General features: G+C 40.7%; 5 protein-coding genes and 1 pseudogene. All 6 read right to left on the reverse strand.

What is annotated here, in order from left to right; all coding sequences use genetic code 11:
* Positions 1–81 precede the first annotated feature (81 nt).
* Positions 82–2,685 carry a VirB4-like conjugal transfer ATPase, CD1110 family gene (locus tag ACTQXY_RS15060; protein WP_441660153.1) on the reverse strand — a complete coding sequence of 868 codons (2,604 nt, stop codon included), beginning with the start codon at positions 2,683–2,685 and terminating at the stop codon, positions 82–84.
* Complete coding sequence (locus ACTQXY_RS15065) at positions 2,666–3,043, reverse strand: PrgI family protein (protein ID WP_004611665.1); 378 nt, start codon at positions 3,041–3,043, stop codon at positions 2,666–2,668. Before ACTQXY_RS15065 ends, ACTQXY_RS15060 begins: the two co-directional genes overlap by 20 nt.
* A gap of 29 nt (positions 3,044–3,072) precedes the next feature.
* Positions 3,073–3,681 carry an MT-A70 family methyltransferase gene (locus tag ACTQXY_RS15070; RefSeq protein WP_118382354.1) on the reverse strand — a complete coding sequence of 203 codons (609 nt, stop codon included), beginning with the start codon at positions 3,679–3,681 and terminating at the stop codon, positions 3,073–3,075.
* A gap of 13 nt (positions 3,682–3,694) precedes the next feature.
* A complete protein-coding gene (locus ACTQXY_RS15075) occupies positions 3,695–4,567 on the reverse strand; it encodes a VirB6/TrbL-like conjugal transfer protein, CD1112 family (protein WP_101879806.1) in 873 nt (290 codons plus the stop codon).
* A 22-nt stretch (positions 4,568–4,589) separates the two neighbouring features.
* Positions 4,590–4,670, reverse strand: a pseudogene (locus ACTQXY_RS15080) (Maff2 family mobile element protein); the annotation flags it as partial.
* A gap of 90 nt (positions 4,671–4,760) precedes the next feature.
* The coding region (locus ACTQXY_RS15085; RefSeq protein ID WP_441660154.1) for a DUF4368 domain-containing protein at positions 4,761–5,214 on the reverse strand (454 nt) is incomplete at its 5' end.

Below are 5,214 nucleotides of genomic sequence, written 5' to 3' on the forward strand. Positions count from 1 at the left end.
GGAACTTCCCCTGTCAAATCGAATATAGAGTTCAGATTTCATTAGAAATCTGTCTTGCTTTGTTCCATATTTCTATGGAGATTAACAAGAAACAAAGCGCACATCCTGCACAATCAGCATTCCTAACTTCTTTAGCTGCTTTCCCAAATCTTTAATATCAAAACATACAATACGATTATTCAGTTCCACGTTCGTATGATGATTGAATACATTCAGGGAACCATTGACATAAATTTCAAGTGCTGTGGCAATCCTCTGTGCCTGTACTTCTTCCTGTTTTCTCAGGCAGTCATATAAATCTCCAAGTACCGGCATATTTTCCGGTATTGGATTTTCAAAATACTTCTGATATACCAGTGGCAGACAACGGTCTATCACTGATTTTTCCTCTGCTTCAATTCCATTTCTGGAACCCATAATCAGCTCACAAAGAGATAAGATAAAATCACTCTTAAATCCAAGAGGATTGTCATCATCTGAATAATCCAGATTGATGTCCATCGGATTGATATAATCGTGACTTGTCGGGGAAATATGAATTACCTGTCCCCCCAGTGCATGTACCAACGGATAATATTCGCCCTCCGGATCTCCGATAATAATATCGTCCTGTGTTGCAAAAAACACATTGGCAATCTCTCTCTTTGCCGCAAAAGATTTTCCTGAATTATGTACCACTACGCCACAGGATAAAAGAAAATTCTGATAACCTTCTACGGAAATGTCATAAACAGGAACCGCTTCTTCTAAATTCAGGAAACGGACTGCTTTCACTTCATGTTCCGGTATAAACTTTGCTCCTACTTTCAAGTTACAAGCTTCCACATATCCTGCCGACTGCGTAAGAAACCAGTGATCCGGAGTACAACGTACCGTTTCTCCATTTTCCAGTTCTACCTCTACCAATTCTGTAACCTCTTTCGTGCAGCGCACATCATACCCTCTGGCTTTTACAAGCTCCTGCTTCTGGAAATCAAAACTATTGACAAAAACTTCCTCTTTCTCTGCAAACAATTCTAAGAAGCTGACTTTTCTTCCATCTGGTAACAGCAGTTTTGTTTCCCCGGTAAAGCACCCCGGCGTACCAAGAATCAGACCATTTGGATTTTTCAGTTTCTTTCTGTCTACCATAATCATGTTATTGGATAACGCATTTAAGCCATAATATAGGGATTCTCCTCCCATAAATAACTCCTGCGTGGTAAAAGGCACAAAAATAGCAGTAGATGTGGTGGTCAATGCCCGTTTAATCGGAATCATATTCATTCCCAACGGAACACTGCTCATCAATCCCTGCTCCTGCATATAATCCAAACGCCGTAAAGAACAATTATATTTCTGTGCAATCCCGGCAGTCTGGAATACCGCATTATCCAATTCCTGCTTTGTTTTCGCTGTATTCAGGAAAAGAACTGTCACTAAAAACATTCTTTCATTTCTGGACTGTAAATCTTCCAACAGCCTCTTGGCTTCTCCTCCGTATGTATTTAAGTCAGAAGGTATGATGTCCATGTCATACCCTGCACGTACTGCTTTTTTCTGTTCCTCAATTTTCATACGGTTAATATCTGTCACCTTATTTTTTACCAGTTTAATGGCTTTCATCTGATCTATGGACTGGATATGAAGATTCACGATCAGGTTTCTGTTCATATCCAAAAATTCTGCCAGCATTTTATCTGTCAACTCCGGTGCTAAAATCTGAAGATAAGACGCTGCCCCTATGGTATTTCCCATCTGAAAGGTTTTCCCTTCTTTAAAAACAAAACTGGTAGGCGCTACAAAATCCTTTGTTCCCATGCCGGAACGTAATATCCTGTCATAAGAAAACTGAAATGGCACTTTCTCTTCCGGATTAAAAGTTTCATAGAGGATTTGCAGCCTTTCTTCTCCACTCAATGGATATGCAGACACACCAAGAACCTTAAAATTATTTAAAATATCGGCTTCAATACGCTCCAGTTTTGGTTTTGCCTCCCGGATATTCTCTGCTTCAATTCCAAAAGTAATATACTTTGTCCGTACCAGACCATTGTTCCCTTTTGCAAGCTGATCCCTTAACATTTGTGCATACTCCATACGCACATCATCAAAAGCATCATTATGCGGCTGAATTTGTATTACGGATTCAAATTCCTTCATATTACTGTGATGATTGATAAAGGAAATCTGAAAATGTATGGTGCTGTCAAAATAATTTAAGAAATCACACCAGTTTTCAAAAATAGCATTCTTATCTTCATTCTGGGCAAGCTGGTAGTTAATATCATAAAAACGGATTGTTTTGGAATAATACTTTTCCTGAACCCTGCAAATTCCGTCTTTTGCCATCTCTCTGTATGGAATGGAGTTCTGTGCTGATATGTTCCGTTCCTGTTTTCTTTTCACATTGGTACATCTCACCTTTCCGGTAGAAGATTTCTTTTCTGAATAGGAATGCTTCCTTTCTGTTCTCTTATTCAGTGTAGGTTTCCTATCCTTTCTCTGCGCTCCACTTTTTCTGCTTCCTTTTTTTCTCCTCTTTTCCTCACGGGCAGCTCTTTTTGCTTCCTTTTTCCTGCGGATTTTATCTGCCCTTTCCTGTTCTTTTTCTAATTTTACTGCCAGTTTTTCTGTACGCCTCATGGCTTTTTTCTCACTTCTTGTAAGTTTTACAGGTTTTCTCTTATCCATTCTGTCTACCATCAGGCTTCCCTCCTTTTTTCTTTCTCTCCGTCTGCAAATTTTCCTCCTTCTCATAAAAATTTTCTATTTCATATTTGCGGACTGCCGGACGTTGCAGTTTCACTTGAATAATATGGAACAAAATCTTTTCCAGTGGCATTCCATCTTTCTCATACATTGCAAATAAAAAAGCTGGAACCATAAGAATGACCATACCTGTTGCTGCATTACTCGTCCCAATCCAGTCTTTTGTTAAAAAATAAAACGGTAATCCCATTGCCGCCGCAATCGAAAGGCAAAGAAGCTGCCTTTTTGTCAAATTTAAGACCACTTTATTTTTTACCTTTGTCAAATCCTTTGGTACGGATACAAATGCCATCTTTTTTCCGACCAGAGTGAAAATGGCTGTCACAGGTTCAGCAAATCTCCCATCTTCTTCTCTGATGTTTCCTTTCTTTTATTTTCCTGTAATATTTCTGTTCCCAAAGAACAGGCAACTTCATTTCCCCACACGTCCCATCCCGGTGTTTCTCTACGTGCAAACAGTTCAATACGTGGCACATCTCCCATTAACTGCTCAATCCGTCTTCTTGCCTCCTCTGGTTTCTTACTATGTTCCTCAATATGGCTTACAATAACCTGATGCACACGTTTGGAATAACGTTTTGGACTTCCTTTTGTTGCAAGAATACAAATCTCTGCATTGGCTCTTGTCCAGTACCCCATACCCCAAAACAAAGAATCTGCTTTTTTATTCTGTTTGATCCACACAAATGCTACACTTTTATAGGTAAATCCCCACGCATCAATTACCTTCCATATTTCTTTTAAAAGTGGAAATGTAACCCATAAAAACAATGCACAATTTTCATCTGCCAATTCGTTTACTGGCAAATCTGCTATTTCTTCTATGCTCATGGTTGGGTAGTGGCTTTCCGCTGATCGCCCGTTTCCTTTTTTACTCCAAACCCGATATGCCCACGGAGGATCTGCATAAATCACTTGATATTTTCCCATCTTCATTCCCCCTTTAATGTGCGTTAAAAATTGATTTGCTTAAATTTGCTGTTTTCATCAGACTAAAACATAAAATTACGGTATATGCTGCCACTCCGAACAATGCAGAGTGCATGTTATCTGAAATTTCAATGGTCGCAATCAGCACTGCATAAATACCGACACACACCATCATAAAAAATCCCTGAAATCCAAGGGCAAACAGCCCACGGAAATAATTGTTTCCAATCTGTCCCCATTCCCGATTTGACATCGTGGAAAATGGAATTGGTGCAACCGAGGTGTAAAGATAAATTTCTATCATTCTTCCATATAGAATTACCGTAATTAGTACAGACATGATTTTCATACACAAACTGACCAGCATGGTTTCCAATGCCAATATCACAAGTTCCCCGATTTCCATAGATTCCATTGCTGTTTTCATCTGCTCCAGCATCGTGTCTACATTGATTGCCGTATCCGACTCAATGACACCTCCGGCAGCATTGACGATATGTTGTCCTACATCAAACACCGCCATAGTAATGTCAAATGTATGGCTGACCAGATACACAGCTACCCACATTTTGAAAAAATATTTAAAGAACATCCATGTATCAACCTCGTGCATGTTATTCTTTTCTGTAAACATGGAAATCAGTTCATAACAAAGTACAAATGTAATAATCATGCCTGCAATCGGCACAATGACAGAATCGGACAAATTCTGTATCAGGCTGAAAATACTTCCGTTCCAGCCTTGTGGTGTCTGTCCAACCTGAGCCGCAATCTCTCCGGTTTTCTCATTAACATCTGTAAACATTGTTGTCAGATTGGATTCCACCATTCCCGTCAGAAGTCCCCTCATCCACTCCTCGATTGCTTCAAAAATGCCATCGAACATGGGCGGTTCTCCTTTCGTTTACTTAAAATAATCCGCTCAAAAGAGGAATAAGCTGTGTACCAATCAAAACAACACCTCCGCCAGCCATAAGCTGTTTTATCCCCAATTAGGTGTAAAACTCTGCTCGATGGCGGGCGGCGGCGTACAAAAAATCTATATGGTGTTGTTAAGAGAACCGTCCCGGTAGGACAGGTCAGGCAGTGACCTGTTCCACCTCCGGGATGGGTTTGAGATTAAAATGAATTTCGATAGAAATGTGTCTTGTTTTATCCTCGTCAATGCGCTCATGCACGACGATTTCTTTGATTAAGCGGTTAAGGGTGGCTGCGTCCAGCTCTGTGATGTTGGCATATTCCTGAATGGCTTCCACCCACTGCTTTGCGTCATTGGCAAGCTGGACTTCATCGGACAGCCGCTTTCTGCCCTCGGACACTTTTGCTTTAAGCTCCGTCTGCTCGGTCTGTGTCTTTTCCAGCATGGTGTTGAAGTTCTGCTCACTGATACGCCCTGCAATCATATCCTCATAAAGCCGCATTACCATTTTGTCCAGAACCTCAATCCGTTCCTCGTCCCTTGTAAGGGAGCGTTCCATTGCTTCCCGCTGTTCCCGCTGCTCGGCTTCACAGGTATTGGTCAGGCGGTCGGCA

This window comes from Faecalimonas sp. LCP19S3_D12 (genome assembly GCF_052121495.1).
GTDB lineage: Bacteria > Bacillota > Clostridia > Lachnospirales > Lachnospiraceae > Faecalimonas.